Raw genomic sequence first — 16,647 nt, forward strand, 5'->3', positions numbered from 1 at the left:
GCCGCCGCGTCCACGCGTCCCCGCCGAATTGGCGGGGACGCGTGGACGCGGGGGTGTCGGCGGGGACGCGCCGGGGACGCGGCCGGGAAGGGATACCCGATCGGCTCCGGGGATCTCTGCCGCTATGCTCGGGGGTGTTGTGCCGAGGGCCGTTAGCTCAATTGGCAGAGCAGCGGACTTTTAATCCGTTGGTTGTGGGTTCGAGTCCCACACGGCCTACCGAAGGCAGGGCGGGGAAGCCCCCTCCGACCTGCTGCTCAGCGCCTCGATCGGCTCCATCCGGTCGGGGCGCTTCGTCGTTCCCGGGCTCCTGCGTAAGCGATGCGTGAGCGGACGGTCCGGCAGCAGCCGCTACGGGGGCGGCTCTACGGGCACGAAGCACCGGCCGGGGCCGCTTCGGCGACCTCCGCTCTTCCCGTGTTCCTCAGCGCCTGGCGGGCAGATCCCGCGCCACGTAGTAGGCGTGCAGTGCTGCCTCACTGCCCGACCCCAGTGCGGTCATGATCCGCTGGTAGCGGGCGGAGCGCAGATCGCCGGCGACGCTGATGCGGGGGTGCTGGTCGGTCGGCGGGCAGTAGCCGTCCGTACCTCGGACGAGGTCGCCGGCCGGGGCGGTGGGCGCGTTCCCGATGCTGAGGTGGACGGCGTCCGCCGTGAGCGGGTGCCGCGCGCCGTCCCGGGTCACCGCTTCCGCCGTCGCCGCTGTCCCTTCGGAGCCTCGCAGGGTGAGGCGGTCGACGGGCAGGAGCGTGACGCGGGGGTCGTCGCGGATCTCCTCGATCTTGTACTCGTCGGCTTCCGGGTACGCGACGAGCAGGCGGGTGCCGGTGGCCGGGTGGGCGCGCAGGAAGGTGCCGATCGGGCGGTCGCCGCCGAGGACGAGGAGGGTGCGGCCCTCGGCGTCGTCCGCGTCGGCCTGCCACAGCGGGGGCAGCGTGAGGCCGTTGGGGGCAGTGATCCAGGCGACGTCTCGTGGCTGGAGAGGACCGACACCGGTGGCGACGACGGCGTGCGGGGCGGTCAGGCGCGTGCCGGTGTCCAGGGTGATGGCGACGTGGTCGTCGTCGGCGTGCAGTTCGACTGCGTGGCGGCCGAGTTGGAGGCGGCACAGCTCTGTGCTCTTCAGCTCCGTGGTGATCGAGTCGGCGAGAGCGGGGCCGCTGGTGTGCCCGCCGAGGACGTTGTCGAGGGCCGGGATGCGGTACAGGTTGCGACACAGGGCGTCCGGCTCGATCAGGACCGAGCGCATGCCGACGCTCGCGGCCATGCGGGCGGCGGCGCAGCCGGCCGGGCCGCCGCCGATGACGATCAGGTCGGTGTCGTGGGCGGCGGGCGTACCGGCGCGGGACGGTGTGTCGGCCATGGGGCTATTCCAGCACCGGGGCCCGGTGCGCGGGGCGGGTTGTCCCACCACATGGGCCTCGGCGATCAGCACGGTACGCCGTGCTTCAACGGGCTCCCGGCCGAGCCCCGGACCGGGGCTCGCTCGGGGAGGTCGGTGGTCAGTCGCGGCGGCGGCAGGAGAGGAAGATCTGTTCCTCCGGCGGTACGTCGGCGATGGCCGGGGCGTAGGTGTAGGAGGTCTCCTCGAGGATCTCGAAGCCCGCCGTCTCGATGACCTTGCGCAGCTCTTCGCGGAGGTAGCCCGAGACCCGGATGGTGTTTCCGAGGAACGGGATCGGGCGGTCGTCGACGTCCGCCTCCACCATCGAGAGCGCGAACAGCCCGCCGGGCTTCAGCACATGGTGGATGGTCCCCAGGGCCGTGGGGATCTCGGCCCGCGGGAGCATGAGCAGGGAGAAGAAGGCCGCGACCGCGTCGAAGCGGCCCAGGTCGACGGGGCCGCCGGGTTGCAGGTCCGCGAGGTCGAGCTCGTGGAAGGTCGCTTCGGGGACCTTCTGCCTGGCCAGGTCCACCATGACGCTCGACAGGTCCACGCCCACCACCTCGTGCCCGGCGTCGACAAGTTGGCGTGCGGTCGGTACGCCCGTACCGCAGCCGAGGTCCAGCACCCGCGACCCGGAGGGCAGTGAGCGGATCAGCCACTCGCCGGCGGCGAGCTGCCCCTCTTTGTGGGGGAAGGCCTCGTCGTAGCGGTCGCCGATGGCGTCGAAGGCCTCTGCCTGCTCCCTGCGTTCGTCCCGCAGGTTCTCGTATTCCGCGTCGTCGATCCCGTTGGTCACGAACGTACCTTTCTCGAGGTCATCCCGAAGGCCCCCATCATCCCGTCGCGGGCTCCCGGTGTCAGGCGTCTCGCGCATCGGGCGATCAGGAGTGCGACGCCCGGCGGGGCCGGCAGGGTGGGAAGTGGGCCCCTGAATCGGACTGTCAGATGCGTATTTGTTAGCGTTCCACTGTGCGACTGACCAAGTTCACCGACCTGGCGCTGCGTGCCGTCATGCGCCTCGCGGTCTCCGAGCAGGACGGGCCCTCGACCACCCGGGAGGTGGCCGAGGTGATGAACGTTCCGTATGCGCACATGGCCAAGGCGATCGCCCGGCTCCAGCACCTCGGGGTCCTGGAGGCCAGACGCGGGCGGGGTGGCGGGCTGGAGCTGACCGGGCTGGGCAGGCAGGCTTCCGTCGGCTGGCTGGTGCGGGAACTGGAAGGTGAGGCGGAGGTCGTCACCTGCGAGGGTGACGCGCCCTGTCCGCTGCGCGGGGCCTGCCGGCTGCGGCGGGCGCTGCGGGACGCGCAGGAGGCCTTCTACGCCACCCTCGACACGCTGACCGTGGGCGACCTGGTGGCCTCACCGGCCGGGCCGGTGCTGGTCGGCCTGTCGGCGCGCAGTGTCGAATCGCACCGGTACTGAACCCCCGACGTGAACGACGAGGTCCTCCTCAGAGGGCGCTCCATAATGCGAAGATCGTCTACCAATTAAGGAGTCCCTGTGCTGTCCGAGCAGTCCGCCCCCGTCGTCCGGGCCACCCTCCCCGTCGTCGGTGCCGCCATCGGAGACATCACCCAGCTCTTCTACCGCAAGCTCTTCGACGACCGTCCCGAGCTGCTGCGCGACCTGTTCAACCGGGGCAACCAGGCCAACGGGGAGCAGCAGCAGGCGCTGGCCGGCTCCATCGCCGCCTTCGCGGGCATGCTGCTCGACCGGCCCGACGACCGGCCCGACGCGATGCTCGCCCGGATCGCGAACAAGCACGCCTCCCTCGGCGTCACCTCGGAGCAGTACAAGCTCGTGCACCGCCATCTCTTCGCGGCGATCGGCGAGGTGCTCGGCGACGCCGTCACCCTGGAGGTGGCCGCGGCCTGGGACGAGGTCTACTGGCTGATGGCGAACGCCCTGATCGCCCTCGAGTCCCGGCTCTACCAGGAGGCCGGCGCCGCCGAGGGCGAGGTGTGGCAGAGCATGGAGATCGTCGAGCGGCGCGAGGAGACGCCCGACGCCGTCTCGTTCCTCCTGCGCCCCGCGGACGGCACGCCGGTCCCGCTCTTCAGGCCCGGACAGTACGTCAGCGTCCAGGCCGAACTGCCGGACGGAGCCCGGCAGATACGCCAGTACAGCCTCTCCTCCGCCCCCAGCCGCCCGCACTGGCGGATCACCGTCAAGCGGGTACGGGACGGCCACGGCCCGCAGGGCGAGGTGTCCTCGTGGCTCCACGAAACGGCGCGGGCCGGCGACCTGTTGACCGTGTCCCTGCCGTTCGGCGACCTGGTTCCCGGCGAGGGCGACGGGCCGCTGCTCCTGGCGTCCGCCGGGATCGGCAGTACGCCGATGCTGGCCGTCCTCGACCACCTCGCCGCCACCGGCTCCACCCGCCCGGTCACCGTGGTCCACGCGGACCGCAGCGCCGTCGGCCACGCCCACCGCGAGGAGCTGCGCCGCCTCGTCGACACGCACCCGGCCGCGTCGCTGCACCTCTGGTACGAGGAGCAGCGGGCGGGCGACGGGGCGGCGGCCGGGCAGGCCGATATCGGCGCGCTCGACCTGCCGGAGGGGCTCACCGCCTACCTGTGCGGCCCGCTGCCCTTCATGCGCGCCGTCCGCGGCGACCTGCTGCGCCGCGGCGTCCCGGCCGCGGACATCCACTACGAGGTGTTCGGCCCGGACCTCTGGCTCGGACAGGAGTGACCCAGGGCGCCCTCACGCGCCCGTGACGGTTCTCTGCGTCGGGGTGACCGGGCATCCTGGCGACGGGGCGCCCTCACGCGCCCGTGACGGTCAGGTCCAGGCGGTCCAGCCGTTCCGGGTCGGTGAGGATGTCGATCTCCGCGATCCGTCCGTCGGTGACGGTGAAGGCCATGACCGCCAGGGGCCGCCCGCCCGCCATCTCGACGACCCCGGCCGCCCCGTTGACCAGGGTCGGCCGGGCCACGTCCGCGAGGCGCGCGTAGGTGATCGCCTGGCCGGCGACGGCCGCCGCGCCCCGTACGACCGAACCGGGACGCAGCGCCCCGCTGTCGGAACGGACGACGACATCCGGGGCGAGTACCGCGACGAGCGCCTCGAAGTCGCCGCCGCGCGCCGCCGCGAGAAAGGCGTCGACGGCGACACGCTGCCGGGCGAGGTCGGCGTCCGGGACGGGGGCGGAGCCCTGGACACGGCGCCGGGCACGGCTCGCGAGCTGACGGGTGGCCGCCGGGGTGCGCCCGACGACGGGCGCGATCTCGTCGAAGGGCACCCCGAACATGTCGTGCAGCACGAACGCCAGCCGCTCCGCAGGGCCCAGCGTCTCCAGTACGACGAGGAGCGCGAGACCGACCGAGTCGGCGAGCAGCGCCCGGTGCTCCGGGTCGACGGTGTCCGTGCTGCTCACGATCGGTTCGGGCAGGCGCACGTCCATCGGTTCCTCGCGGCGGGACGTACGCGAGCGCAGCATGTCCAGGCAGACCCGCCCCACCACGGTCGTGAGCCAGCCGCCCAGGTTGTCGATCCCGTCGGAGTCGCTGCGGCTGAGCCGGAGCCACGCCTCCTGGACGGCGTCGTCCGCCTCGCTCAGCGAGCCGAGCATCCGGTAGGCCACCGCGCGCAGTTGCCCGCGGTGTGCCTCGAAGCGCTCGGCCAGGAAGTCGTGGTCGTCCATCGTCGTTCCGTCCCCTCGTCGTGCCCTGGTGATCGGGTTGCCCGTATGTCTGTCGAACCGCTTCCCCGTATGTCTGACGGACGGCGGCGGGCCGATGTGACGGCGCCCGGGCGGGCTCGTGGAAAAGGTGGAGTTGATCTTGCTCGGGATGCCGTAAGGTTGTGTTCACGACGCGGGGTGGAGCAGCTCGGTAGCTCGCTGGGCTCATAACCCAGAGGTCGCAGGTTCAAATCCTGTCCCCGCTACTGATGGCACCGGCCCGGTGGTCGATCCTGGAGATCGATCACCGGGCCGGTGGCTTTTCCCCGGTCACCGGATCTCCTCCACGGTGGTCTCTCCGACCGTCCCGGCATTCGCCCGGTTGGACGACGGGAAGTAGCTGCGCGGCGTGTCGACGCTCAGCCTGAGGAGGGCGCGGTACTGTCCGCAGCCGTCAGCGGACCCGGCAGGAGACCACCCTTGGGACAGCAGCGGCGAGATCAGGGCGGCGTGCGGCGGGCCCCGTGGTTCGTTCGGGCCCTGCCCGTCGCGATGATCGTCGCAGGAGTGGTCTTCGACCTGCTGACACCCCCTCGTTTCACCGCCGTGCCGCTCTTCGCCGCCGCTCCCCTCCTCGCCGCCCCGCTCGTCTCGTTCGTCATGACCCTGCTCATGGGGGTCGCCGCGATCATGGGCGTGAGCGGCATGCACGTGGTGAACGGGACCGCCGCCCAGATCACCGCCGTCACCGAGACCAGCACCGTGTTCACCGTCGCCGCTCTCGCGCTGCTCATCAACAGGGTCGTCCAGCGCAGGGGCGAACAGCTGGCGTCGGCCCGGGTGATCGCGGAGACCGCGCAGCGCGCCGTGCTGCCCGCGCCGGCCGAGCGGATCGGCGGCCTGCACATCGCAGCCCGGTACGAGGCGGCGCAGGAGGGCGCGTTCATCGGCGGTGACCTCTTCGCCGTGCAGGACACCCCGTACGGCGTGCGCCTGATCGTCGGCGACGTCCGCGGCAAGGGGCTGGGGGCGGTGGGGACCGTGGCCGTGATCATCGGCGCGTTCCGGGAGGCCGCGGAGCAGGAGCGCTCGCTCGAGGGTGTGGGGCAGCGGCTGGAGCGTGCGCTCAAGCGGGAGGGCACCCGGCGGGAGAGCCTGGACGCGGTGGAGGGTTTCACCACCGCCGTGCTGGGCGAGATCCCGCGCGGCCGTGCGGTGGTGCGGCTGGTGAACCGGGGGCACCCCGAGCCGTTGGTGCTGCACGCCGACGGCGCGCTGGACGTGCTCCAGCCGCAGCAGGCGGCGCTGCCGCTCGGGATGGGCCTGGGGGAGTGGCCGGACCGTGCGGAGGAGTTCCCGCTGCCCGACGGGGCGACGCTGCTGCTCTACACGGACGGCGTCACGGAGGCGCGTGACGACCGCGGTGTCTTCTACGACCCGGTCGAACGGCTCGGCGGGCGGCTCTTCCCGGGGCCCGGGGACCTGTTGGACGCGATCGTCGACGACGTACGCCGGTACACCGGCGGCGGGTCGAACGACGACATGGCGCTGCTGGCCGTCGGCCGCCCGGCGCGGGGGCAGCCGGACCGGCGCAGGACGGTGCCGGTGGTCCCGCCGGAGGCGTGATCCGGCGGCGAAAACGGATGATGCGGGTCCGACCGGCCCGTGCCGTGCGGGGTGCGACCGGTCCGCCGGCCGGGCGGTCCTCACGGCCCGTAATCGAAAGGCACCCCTCCGCATAACATTTGACGCAACGTCAGAAAAAGGTGCGGGCCTGACGTTTGATCAAGTCGCCCGGTTCCGCCCGCGTCTGTCCGGGTAAGTCCCCGCCGGAATCGTTAATGATCATCCGGAACAGCTTGGAATCCGGCCCCGCAGTCTATTAACGTTCGATAACGCAGCGCGGTCGTCCCAGCCGACGTCAGAGTCGGCACCGTGCGCACGCGCCGAATCCCACAAGGGAACCGGGGAACCACCAATTGGGGTGAATCGGGCACCTCTTGCCGCGCAGTCCGCGGTCGAGGCGCCCGTAGGAGACCTTCCTGCTCCGAACCCGTCAGCTAACCCGGTAGGCGAGAAGGAAGGAAGGAGAACGCCTTCGTGGCGTCCAACATGCCTGCCCCAGAGGCCCGCTTCGCGTCTGAACACTCCGGTGGCGACGCACCCGAGCGGTCCTGGGAGGAATGGAATCCCACCGAGGAGTCCATCCGCCCGGTGCGCGGCCGGCACCGTGTCATCAAGCAGCGCGGCGGACTCGCCCGCAGCTCCACGGTGCTCGGCGTCGGTGTGATCGCCGCGGTCGGCGCCGGTGGCATAGCCACCGCGCAGGACAAGCCGGCCGTCTCCATCTCGCTCCCCGACGCCATCACGGACAACCTTCCCGACGCCAAGTCCCTGCCGGGCGTCAGCTCGTTCGTCTCCGACGACTCCGACTCCGACGCGGCGGACGAAGCCGACGCCGCCCCGCTGACCGCCGCCGCGGCTCCCGTGGCCGACGGTGACGGCGCCGCGCAGTCGACGGGCGCCGGTGAGGCACTGCGCGCCCGCATCCTTCAGCAGGCCGAGCAGCAGCAGGCCGTGGCGGACGCGGAGGCCAAGGCCGCCGCGGAGAAGCTTGCCGCGGAACAGGCCGCGGCCGCCGCGGCGAAGCAGCAGAGCGAGGCCGAGGCCAAGGCCGCGGAGGAGAAGCGCAAGGCGGAGGAGGCGGCCAGGGCCAAGGCGGAGGCCGAGCGGCTCGCCGAGCTCGCGAGGAGCTTCTCCCTGCCCACCTCCTCGTACACGATCACCTCCACCTACGGCGAAGCCGGCTCCATGTGGTCCTCCGGCCAGCACACCGGCCTGGACTTCGCCGCCCCGACCGGCACCCCGGTCAAGGCCGTCCACGGCGGTACGGTCACGGCCGCCGGCTGGTCCGGCTCCTACGGCTACCGCATCGTCCTCGAACTGGACGACGGCACCGAGGTCCTTTACGCCCACCTGTCCTCGATGACGGCGAGCGCGGGCCAGACGGTCACCACCGGCGAGACGATCGGACGCGTCGGCGCCACCGGCAACGTCACCGGTCCCCACCTGCACCTCGAGGTGCGCACCGCGGGCGGCTCCGGCATCGACCCGATGGCCTGGCTGCGCGACAAGGGCCTCACCCTCTGATCCCTGCCCGGTACGGGGCTCGCACGCTCACGCGTGCGCTCTCCGCGCCGGGCACATCCATGTCTCCGGCAGCCTTGGCGTCACACCCCCCGACGCCAGGGCTGCCGGGCTGTTTACGGAGCACCGCCGCCCCCGGCCTCCGCGGCGTTCAGGAACGGTACGGGTTGTAGCCGCCGTAGTCGCGGTACGGAGGCGGCGCCGGTATCCGGCTCGTCGCCCGGTCCGCGTACGCCAGTGACGGGCTCGCCACCTGCCGGCGCTGCCACAGATGGTGCAGCAGCTCCTGCTCGCGCTCCGCGAAGTCCGGGTCCGCGGTGCCCCGGTGGGCCCGGCGGCGCAGGAAGGCGAGCGACGTCGCGAACGCCTCGTACTCCGACACCGCGTGGCCGGCCGCCGGACCGTAGGTGCGCCGGGCGAAGTCGCGCGCCATCGCGCGGGCCCGCATCGAGGACAGGGCCCGCGGCTCGGCCGCCGGCAGCCAGCCCGCCGCGGCGTAGGCGGGGAGCTCGTCCGATATCGTGCGCAGCTCGCGCTGGCGGGTCCATATCGTCAGCCAGGTGAGCAGCCCGAAGGCCGGCACCATGAACGCCCCGTACACCGCGTAGAAGCCCCACGGGCCGAGCATCGACGCCGATCCGTTCCACAGGGCGTGCATGCCCATCGCGAGGGCCAGGCCCAGCAGCGGCAGCGCGATACTCCGCAGCCGCCGGTGGCGGCGCGCGCCGAGCGCGGCGAGACCGAAACCGAGGCCCGTCAGCACGGTGAAGAGCGGATGGGCGAACGGTGACATCACCACCCGGACGAAGAAGGTTGCGGCGGTCACCGAGGCGAAGCCGGACGTGCCCGTCGACTGGTCCTCGTCGAACGCGCTGCCCAGGTAGAGGATGTTCTCCGTGAAGGCGAAGCCGGTGGAGGTGAAACCGGCGACGACCACACCGTCCACGATCCCGGTGAAGTCCCGTCTGCGGAAGAGGAAGATCAGCAGGATCGCGGCGGCCTTCGCGCTCTCCTCGACGACGGGCGCCACGACCGTCGCCCCGATGGTGTCGGCGGACGCCGGATCGGCGGTCGCCGTCGCTATCCAGCGGGTCGCGAACGTGTTCGCGACGATCGCGATCAGCGCCGCGGCACAGGCGCCCCAGGCGAACGAGAAGATCAGATTCCGCCAGGGGCCCGGCTCGACCCGGTCCAGCCAGCGGAACGCGGCCAGCAGCAGCGGGACCGGCAACGTCGCCAGACCGAGCCCGACCAGGAAGCCCTGGGTGCCGGTCTGTTCGCGCACGAGCACCAGGATCACCAGGCCGCACAGGGCGAGCAGCGTGATCACCGCGCCGGCGCGGACCGCCCTGCTGCGCCAGAACCTCGAGGCCGCCAGGGGCCGGTAGCGCCGGCGCGCGGGCTCCGGCAGTTCGGTGAGCAGCGCGTCGACGTGCTCCTGCCGGGGTGCGGGCAGCACCGGGTGCGGCGGCACCGCGACGCTGTGCGGGCGGTACTGCGGCGGCTGCTGCGCGGACGAGTCGGACACCCGTCGACCCTAACCACGCGCACTGACAACTGGCGACGGCGCACGGTGCGTCGAGGCCCCCGGCGCACCGGTCAGCCCTGCGGCCGAACCCGGCGGAAGAGCAGGTCACGCACCGTGTGGCCCTTGTCGAGGCCCTGGCCCTCGAAGCGGGTCAGCGGACGGAACGCGGGACGTGGCGCGAAACCGCCGTCGCTCTCGGTGTTCTCGAAGTCCGGGTGCGCGGAGAGCACTTCGAGCATCTGCTCGGCGTACGGCTCCCAGTCGGTCGCGCAGTGCAGGACCGCGCCCGGCCTGAGTCGCCGGGCGGCGAGGGCGAGGAACTCCGGCTGGATGAGCCGGCGCTTGTGGTGCCGCTTCTTGGGCCACGGGTCGGGGAAGTAGACGCGCATGCCGTCGAGCGAGTGGGGCGGCAGCATCTCCCGGAGCAGGATGATCGCGTCGCCGTTGGCCACCCGGACGTTGGACAGGCCGTTCCGCTCCGCGAGACTCAGGAGGTTGCCCTGGCCGGGGGTGTGCACGTCGACCGCGAGGGTCCCGGTCCCGGGGTCGTCGGCGGCCATCTGCGCGGTGGCCTCGCCCATCCCGAAGCCGATCTCCAGGACGACCGGCAGCCCGCCGAACATCTCGTCGAGGTCCAGCACCCGGTGCCCGTCGATGTCCATGCCCCACACCGGCCACAGCCGCTGCAGCGCGTCGCCCTGCCCGGTGGTGACCCGGCTCCGCCGCGGCTGGAAGCTGCGGATACGGCGCTCGTGGTGCGATCCGGCCGGGTCGGCGGAGGGGCCGCCGGGAAAGCGCGGCTCGCCCTTGGCGCGGATGTAGTGGCGAGGGGCGTCGGGGGTGGTGTTAAGGGACTCAGACACAGTGCTCCCGATTCTACGAGGGCGGGAGCGCCGACGGCTCCTGGCGCCCGCTCGCCCGCCGGAGGGCGGTACGGCCGGGTCAGACGGAGAGCGCGGCCAGGGAGGCGAGGACGCGGCGGGCGATCTCGCGCCCGATCGGGAGCGAGGCCGTCGCCGCCGGGGAGGGGGCGTTCAGGACGTGCACCGTCCGCGGCGCCTCGCGGATCAGGAAGTCGTCGGCGAGCGTCCCGTCCCGCAGCACCGCCTGCGCCCGCACGCCTGCCGGGGCAGGCCGCAGATCGTCCTCCGCGAGAGCGGGGAGCAGCCGGCGCGCAGCCGTCGTGAAGGCGCGCTTCGAGAGCGACCGGCGTACTTCGCCCGCCCCGTACCGCCAGTGCCGGCGGGCGATGTGCCAGAAGCCGGGCCAGCCGAGGGTGCCGGCGAGCTCCCGGGGCCGGACGGTCGACCAGCGGTAGCCCTCGCGGGCCAGCGCGGGGACCGCGTTCGGACCGACGTGGACGCCGCCGTCGATGCCACGGGTCAGATGGACACCGAGGAAGGGGAAGGCCGGGTCGGGCACCGGATACACCAGGCCGCGTACGAGACCGGGGCGGGCCAGGTCGTAGTACTCGCCGCGGAAGGGGACGATCCGCATCCCGGGGTCGTCGCCCGCGAGCCGTGCCACCCGGTCGCAGTGCAGTCCGGCGCAGTTGACCAGCGCCCGGGCCCGTACGACCGTGCCCGTCCGCGTCCGCACCGCGACGCCCCAGGGGCGGCGGTCCACGACGGTGACCTCCTCGCCGTACCGCACGTCCGCGCCGGACGCCGTGGCGAGCTGCGCGGCCACCGCCCCGTAGTCGCAGATCCCGGTCGTCGCCACATGGATCGCGGCGAGCCCGCGGACCTCCGGCTCGTACTCCGTGATCTGGGCCGGGCCCAGCTCGCGGACCGGGATGCCGTTCTCCCGGCCGCGCTGGACCAGGGCGTGGAGCCGCGGGAGCTCGTCCCGGTCCGTCGCGACGATCAGCTTGCCGGTGACCTCGTGGTCGATGCCGTACTCGGCGCAGAACTTGACCATCTCGGCGGCGCCGCGCACCGCGAACCGCGCCTTCAGCGAGCCGGGCCGGTAGTAGATCCCGCTGTGGATCACTCCGCTGTTGCGCCCCGTCTGGTGCCTGGCGGGGCCGTGCTCCTTCTCCAGGACCGTCACCCGCGTCCCCGGCGCGGAGCGGACCAGCGCGTACGCCGTCGAGAGGCCGACGATGCCGCCGCCGACCACCAGCACGTCGCAGTCGAAGTCCTGCCCGGACGCCCTCACCGCGTCACCTCCCACCCCGATAGTGCACTGGCCCGCCGACAATGCGCTTAAACCAGCCGCCGTGCGGGACACGCACCCCGGGCCCGGACCGGAGGGCCTCGGCCGCCGGCCGGGGAGGCTCAGGCCGGGGTCGTCGGGCCGACGAGGGGCAGGCCGGGTCGTCAGGCCGGCTGGGCTCAGGCCGGGGTCATCAGGAGCGGGCGGGCTCTCTCCCGCAGCTCCATGACCCTCGGCTCGTCGCCGTACGGCTCCAGCCGGTGCAGCAGGTCCCGTACGTACTCGGTGGTGCGCGCGGAGGAGATCCGGCCCGCCACCTCGACCGCGCGGGTGCCCGCCGCGCACGCCGCGTCCAGGTTGCCGGACTCCAGCTCGGCCACCGCCGAGACCACGAGACGCAGTCCGTGCGAGCGCACGTACTCCTCGGTGGGCCGGGACAGCGCCTGCTCGGTGAAGCGCCGCACCTGCCGGGGCGCCTTCAGATCGCGGTAGCACTCGGCGGCGTCGGCGGCGAACCGGTCGTACGAGTAGAAGCCCAGCCACGACGGGTCGCCGTCGCCCGACCGGGAGCGCTCCAGCCAGCCCTCCGCAGCCCTGAGCGCCGCGCCCGCGGCCGCCGCGTCGTTCGCCTTGGCGTGGGCACGGGCCTCCACCAGCCGGAAGAAGCTCATGGTGCGGGCGGTGGCGAGCCCGCGGTTGCGTTCCAGTGCCGCCTGGGCGAGGTCGACGCCCTCGTCGGCGAAGCCGCGGTACGTCGCCTGCAGCGACATCGACGCGAGGACGTATCCGCCGAGCGGGACGTCCGCGGCGGCCCGGGCCAGCCGCAGGGCCTGGATGTAGTACCGCTGGGCGGCCTCCTGCTGACCGGTGTCGAAGGCCATCCAGCCGGCCAGTCTCGTCAGCTCGGCCGTCGCGCCGAACAGGGCGCGGCCCACCTCGTCCGAGTAGGAGCCGAGGAGCAGCGGCGCCGCGTCGACGCGGAGGCACTCGGGGACCATGGAGGAACGCCAGTCGCCTCCGCCGTACTTGGAGTCCCAGCGCCGGGCGTCCTCCGCCGCCTCCCGCAGTTTCGCCACGTCGCTGTGGCCCACGCGTGCTGGCGTGTCGGCCGACTCCGGAGTGTCGGCCAGGTCGGCGGGCGAGGACAGGGGGGCGGAGGCGTCGGGCAGGACGAGGGAGCCGCCCGCGGTGTCGAGCAGCCGCTCGACCGACGGGTCGGCCGGGGTTATCAGCCAGCGGGACGCGGGCGTCGCATAGGCGCTCACTGCGAACGAACCGGCCAGCGACTGCCAGATCCCCCCGCTGCCGGCCCGGCGGCCCGCGAGGTCCAGCCGGTACAGCTCGGTGGCCGATTTCACCGCCTCGCCGACGTCGCGCGGGAAGGCCAGCCCCACCTCGGGGGCCGGGTCGGCGTCCGCGAGACCGATCTCGTGCAGTGGCACCGGGCGGCCCAGCTTGGCCCCGATGGCGGCGGCGATGAGATGGGGTGCGGCGCCCTGCGGCACCATGCCCTTCGACACCCACCGGGCCACCGACGTCTTGTCGTAACGGAGGGTCAGACCACGTTGCGCACCGAGGTCGTTGACCCGCCGCGCGAGGCCCGCGTTGCTGATTCCCGCGAGGGCGAGAACCGTGCCGAGCTTTTCGTTCGGCCCGCGTTGCTCCCTGGACATGCGCCACCCCTCGACACACAGACGGCTGCCGTGCGCGGCCCGCGCACGGCATTCGTGCTGGGTCCTCCCGGTTCGCCGCCCCCCGTTCCGACCGGTCCCGGCTGCAAAAGCGTGCGGCCGAGCCCGGCGGAATATGCGCGCCTGTGGAGAACATCAGTAAACCCAGCGTAGTTCGCCGCATCCCGACCGTTAAGGGGCCAACCTCCCTATGGCGGGATTGTGGTCCGCGAGGGCGGACGGCCGTCCGCCCTCGTGCTCCCGCCGTGTGGCCGTGCGCCCGTTCGTGCGCTCTGGCCGGTCCGGGGCGGGAGCGCTTCCATGAGTGCTGCGTGGGTCGGCCCGCTGCGCACTGGAACCAGCGGGCTGGGGGACACCATCGCCTCAATCCCCGCGGGCGGTGGACAGGGTCCGGGGGGCGAACTGCGCCTCCCGGTCCATGTGTTGTGTCCGAACGGGTGCGCTGAGGTTCTCCAAAATTGGCTGGATATCGCCTGTCCGACTCACCGCTTCTGCGGCTTCTGTGCACCCTCACCGGTCTCCGGACCGGCCCCGGCACCGACGGCAAATCGCCAATGCCGGGGGCGTGTTCACTTTTTGCGCACGCTACGCGCAGCCCCTCACTTGCGCCTCCTTCGTGGCAGCATGTTCCCGAACGGCTTCGGGCAACGTGGGGAGGCGGCGATGCGGTGGTTGGTGGGGTGGAGCAGTATCGCCGCGAACTTCGGCACAGTGGGCGCCGTCGGGGCGTCCGGGGAAGGCCGTACCGTCCATCCCGTCGGAGCCCAACTCCTGTGGGGTGACCCCGATCCGCTGTGGGCGGTCGGCGACTGGCGCCCCGACGAAGTACGCGTCATCACCGCGGAACCCAACCAGCGGCCCCACTCCACCCCCGCGGGCCCCCGCGCCGCGCCCGGCGCACAGACTCCCGGCGTGACCCGGCTCGCCGTCCTCGGCTGCTGCGCGGCCAGCGACGAGCAGCTGCTCGTCGGCCTGTTCGCGGCGCGCGGCGGCGCACTGAGGCATCTGACCGCATGGGCCGGCAGCTACACCGTCGTCGTCCAGGTCGGCCGCCGCATCACCGTCGTCGGCGACCTCGCGGGCGCGCGGCCCGTCTTCCACACCCCCTGGGCGAACGGCACCGCGTACGCCACGGCCGCCCTCCCGCTCGCCGACCTCATCGAGGCCCAGCTCGACATCGGGCACCTGGCCGCGCTGCTCGCCTGCCCCGAGACCCCCGAGGCGCTGCGCGACTCGACCCCGTACGTCGGGGTCAAGCGCATCCCGCCCGGTCACGCGCTGATCCTGCGGGAGGGCTCGCGGGAGATCACCGGCTACGAGCCGGTCGCCTCGCTCGCGGTCGCCGCCCCGCAGGTCGAGGCGGCCCGCGCCATCGACGGCGTACGCGACGCACTGGTCGAGGCCGTACGCGCCAGGCTGACCGCGCCCCGGCACGCACCGGAGACCGTGCCGCCGGACCCGGGGCCCGTCCCCGGCATGGGGCCCGCGGAACGCCGCGCGGCACGGGGCGCGCCCGCGCCGGGCATCGGCGCCGACCTCTCCGGAGGCAGCGCGTCCAGCACCCTCGCGCTGCTGGCGGCCGGACTGCCCGGCGTGCCCGGCACCGTCCTCGGTCACGGCACCGGGGCCGGCGAACGACTGCTCGCCGTTACCTTCAACGACCTCGCCACCAGCGGGCACGACCTGCGCGAACCGGAACTGGAACGCGCCCGCACCATCGCCGCCAACCCCCGGCTGCACCACGTCGTGGTCGCCGCCGGCGAGGAGGCCCTCCCGTACGCGAACCTCGAATCCGGTCCGCTGACGGACGAACCCGCGCCCTCGCTCGTCACCGCCGAACGCCACCGGGGCCGGCTGGCCGCCGGCAGCGCCGACCACTTCACCGGCGCGGGCGCCCGGCAGGTCCTCGACGCGCATCCGGCGCGCCTGGCCGACCTGCTGCTCGACCGGCGCCGACGCCACCTGCTGCGGCCGGTCACCGCGCTGGCCCGCTCCGAACGCCCCTCGCCGCAGTCCCTGTTCGTACCGCTGACGGTCTACCGCGCGGCACGCAAGCTCGCCCGTACGCCCTACCGCACCGGCCTCGAGACCGCCGCCGACCATCTGCTCCTCGCCAACCGCCCGGGGCCGGCGCTCCGCAACGGCGCCGTGGGCGCGTCGCTCGCCGCGCTGGCCTGGTCCCGGCCGGGGCCGGCGGCGCGCTGGCTGACCGGGGAGGCGCTCGCTGAAGTATCGGTTCGTCTGACGGACGCGGCGACCAGGCCGACCTCCGTCCAACGGCCGGGCGAGGCCCGGGCACGGGCCGCACTCGCCCGCCACGCCTTCGACCACCGGATCCTGGAACAGGCCGCGGAGATCCGCAGCCAGCGGCTGCACGCGCCGTTCCTCGACAACCAGGTCGTGCGGGCCTGCCGCGACCTGCCCGAGTCGCTGCGCGTCCAGCCGGGCGCGCGGGCGGCCGTCCTGCGCACGGTCCTCGCCGGCGCGGGCATCCACGACCTGCCGGCCGGCTGGGGCTCCCCGACCCACGCGTCGTCCGCCGCGGCCGCGCGGGCGGGCCTGCGGGCCGCGCTGCCGAACCTGCTGGCCCTCTTCGAGGCCCCGCTGCTCGCGGACGCGGGCCTGATCGAGGCACGCGTCGTCCGCAAGGCGCTGCGCGCGGCGTCGGAGGGCGAGCCCGTGCCGCTGGACGGGCTCGCGGACCTGGTCTCGACCGAGCTGTGGCTGCGGCGGCTGCTGTCGCGCCGCGGCACCTGCTGGACGGGGACGGCGGCTCCGCGCCAGCGTGCGGTGGCGGGCGGGGTGCCGAGGCGTCCGACGCTGCAGTCGTAGGGCGGGCGGGGCGGTGGCGCGCTGCGGGTGCGGGCGTGGGTGGGTGGCGCCTGCGGCGGGCTGTTCCCCTACCGCCCCTTCCCGCTGTACCGGATGTGCGGCTCCGCCGCGCGGGGGCTCCGCCCGGGCCCGGCACCGCGCTTCGCGCGGTGGCCTCAATCTCCCCCTACGGCCTGGCGGCCGTGGGTGGGGGGACCTCCCACGGCCGCCAGGCCGTAGGGGGAGTACCCCCGGGCCGGGCTGGAGTTGGCCGGGGGCCCCCCCCGAACCTGCCCCG

General features: G+C 73.4%; 12 protein-coding genes, 2 tRNA genes and 1 riboswitch. Of the genes, 7 read left to right on the forward strand and 7 right to left on the reverse strand.

Going from position 1 to position 16,647, the window contains the following annotated elements; genetic code table 11:
* Window positions 1–146 precede the first annotated feature (146 nt).
* Window positions 147–219, forward strand: a tRNA-Lys gene (locus ACWD01_RS31975).
* Between the two features lie 205 nt (window positions 220–424).
* On the opposite strand, the gene ACWD01_RS31980 is transcribed toward ACWD01_RS31975, so the two are convergent.
* Window positions 425–1,363, reverse strand: a complete 939-nt coding sequence (locus tag ACWD01_RS31980) for an FAD-dependent oxidoreductase (protein WP_451166731.1) — start codon at window positions 1,361–1,363, stop codon at window positions 425–427.
* 139 nt (window positions 1,364–1,502) lie between these two features.
* Entirely contained in the window at window positions 1,503–2,183 is a 681-nt protein-coding gene (locus ACWD01_RS31985) for a class I SAM-dependent DNA methyltransferase (protein ID WP_451166733.1), read from the reverse strand.
* A gap of 173 nt (window positions 2,184–2,356) precedes the next feature.
* Here ACWD01_RS31985 and nsrR point away from each other — a divergent pair, with 173 nt between their 5' ends.
* Window positions 2,357–2,812, forward strand: a complete 456-nt coding sequence (gene nsrR, locus ACWD01_RS31990) for a nitric oxide-sensing transcriptional repressor NsrR (protein WP_451166735.1) — start codon at window positions 2,357–2,359, stop codon at window positions 2,810–2,812.
* Window positions 2,813–2,890: 78 nt separating this feature from the next.
* Window positions 2,891–4,084, forward strand: a complete 1,194-nt coding sequence (locus ACWD01_RS31995; RefSeq protein WP_451166737.1) for a globin domain-containing protein — start codon at window positions 2,891–2,893, stop codon at window positions 4,082–4,084.
* 73 nt (window positions 4,085–4,157) lie between these two features.
* On the opposite strand, the gene sigJ is transcribed toward ACWD01_RS31995, so the two are convergent.
* A complete protein-coding gene (sigJ, locus tag ACWD01_RS32000; protein WP_451166738.1) occupies window positions 4,158–5,036 on the reverse strand; it encodes an RNA polymerase sigma factor SigJ in 879 nt (292 codons plus the stop codon).
* Window positions 5,037–5,207: 171 nt separating this feature from the next.
* Here sigJ and ACWD01_RS32005 point away from each other — a divergent pair.
* The 3 genes from ACWD01_RS32005 (at window position 5,208) to ACWD01_RS32015 (ending at window position 8,165) form a co-directional block, all read left to right on the forward strand.
* Window positions 5,208–5,281 (forward strand) — tRNA-Met (locus ACWD01_RS32005).
* A 214-nt stretch (window positions 5,282–5,495) separates the two neighbouring features.
* On the forward strand, window positions 5,496–6,641 hold the full coding sequence (locus ACWD01_RS32010) for a PP2C family protein-serine/threonine phosphatase (protein WP_451166740.1): 1,146 nt from the start codon (window positions 5,496–5,498) through the stop codon (window positions 6,639–6,641).
* 308 nt (window positions 6,642–6,949) lie between these two features.
* A riboswitch (cyclic di-AMP (ydaO/yuaA leader) is annotated at window positions 6,950–7,105 on the forward strand.
* Between the two features lie 10 nt (window positions 7,106–7,115).
* The gene (locus ACWD01_RS32015; protein WP_451166742.1) at window positions 7,116–8,165 is read left to right on the forward strand and encodes a M23 family metallopeptidase; all 1,050 of its coding nucleotides are present in this window, start codon (window positions 7,116–7,118) and stop codon (window positions 8,163–8,165) included.
* A gap of 148 nt (window positions 8,166–8,313) precedes the next feature.
* On the opposite strand, the gene ACWD01_RS32020 is transcribed toward ACWD01_RS32015, so the two are convergent.
* From ACWD01_RS32020 to ACWD01_RS32035, 4 genes are all read right to left on the reverse strand, one after another.
* Complete coding sequence (locus ACWD01_RS32020; protein WP_451166744.1) at window positions 8,314–9,690, reverse strand: PrsW family intramembrane metalloprotease; 1,377 nt, start codon at window positions 9,688–9,690, stop codon at window positions 8,314–8,316.
* Window positions 9,691–9,761: 71 nt separating this feature from the next.
* Complete coding sequence (gene trmB / locus ACWD01_RS32025; protein WP_451166746.1) at window positions 9,762–10,553, reverse strand: tRNA (guanosine(46)-N7)-methyltransferase TrmB; 792 nt, start codon at window positions 10,551–10,553, stop codon at window positions 9,762–9,764.
* A gap of 79 nt (window positions 10,554–10,632) precedes the next feature.
* The gene (gene lhgO, locus ACWD01_RS32030; RefSeq protein ID WP_451166748.1) at window positions 10,633–11,850 is read right to left on the reverse strand and encodes an L-2-hydroxyglutarate oxidase; all 1,218 of its coding nucleotides are present in this window, start codon (window positions 11,848–11,850) and stop codon (window positions 10,633–10,635) included.
* Window positions 11,851–12,026: 176 nt separating this feature from the next.
* Window positions 12,027–13,520 carry an MFS transporter gene (locus tag ACWD01_RS32035; protein ID WP_451166750.1) on the reverse strand — a complete coding sequence of 498 codons (1,494 nt, stop codon included), beginning with the start codon at window positions 13,518–13,520 and terminating at the stop codon, window positions 12,027–12,029.
* Window positions 13,521–14,201: 681 nt separating this feature from the next.
* Here ACWD01_RS32035 and ACWD01_RS32040 point away from each other — a divergent pair.
* Complete coding sequence (locus tag ACWD01_RS32040) at window positions 14,202–16,370, forward strand: asparagine synthase-related protein (RefSeq protein ID WP_451166752.1); 2,169 nt, start codon at window positions 14,202–14,204, stop codon at window positions 16,368–16,370.
* The last annotated feature ends 277 nt before the right edge of the window (window positions 16,371–16,647 follow it).

This window comes from Streptomyces sp. NPDC002835 (assembly GCF_053591995.1).